The sequence below is a fragment of the Pseudoalteromonas sp. S1650 genome, assembly GCF_005887195.1.
GTDB classification, from domain to species: Bacteria; Pseudomonadota; Gammaproteobacteria; order Enterobacterales; family Alteromonadaceae; genus Pseudoalteromonas; species Pseudoalteromonas simplex.
Genome location: NZ_PNDF01000146.1, coordinates 1 through 549, shown reverse-complemented (window position 1 = coordinate 549; position 549 = coordinate 1). Strand labels below are relative to the sequence as shown.

At 42.3% G+C, this 549-nt stretch carries 1 protein-coding gene; it reads left to right on the top strand.

Going from position 1 to position 549, the window contains the following annotated elements; all coding sequences use genetic code 11:
• Positions 1-295 precede the first annotated feature (295 nt).
• Positions 296-544 carry a proline racemase family protein gene (locus CWB80_RS21930; RefSeq protein WP_138686315.1) on the top strand — a complete coding sequence of 83 codons (249 nt, stop codon included), beginning with the start codon at positions 296-298 and terminating at the stop codon, positions 542-544.
• Positions 545-549: the final 5 nt, after the last annotated feature.

The window sequence follows — 549 nt, the reverse complement described above, 5'->3', positions numbered from 1 at the left end:
ATGCTATGTCAATCAATGAAGAGCGTGCGCAGTACGGTGATAATGGCTTAGAACTGAATCCAGACTATGGACTCGTGACAGGGCGTCAAAGCGCGCGTTATGTGTCTTTAGTTGCACGTATAGAGTTTTAACTCCCTAGTGAAACAGCTGTTTGAAAACAGCGGACTAAGCTATTTATCTTAGGGTAATTTAGTGTGTTGTTTTGATGTTTAAGCACATGCTCATTTGAGCCATACAGCCTTAATGCTGAGCAGGAAACTGCTTAGCATTTTTCGTATAAATTTTAAGGTTAACTATGACGAACAGTTTATATTCTCATTGGCAACAGCCTAAAGATGGTTGGCTGCAAGTGGATACTCTTGATATGCATACCGGCGGTGAACCTTTACGCATAATCATTGATGGGTTTGCTGAACTACAAGGGCAAACCATGATTGAAAAGCGAGCTGATTGCCTTACAAGATTCGATCACCTACGTAAAGCACTGATGTTCGAACCCCGAGGTCATGCTGATATGTACGGCGCGTTGAGCCAAACTCCTTAAGATAA

Bases quoted from the DNA above. Each gene is read 5' to 3' on its own strand.
- CWB80_RS21930 (WP_138686315.1), top strand. From the start codon at position 296: ATGACGAACAGTTTATATTCTCATTGGCAACAGCCTAAAGATGGTTGG.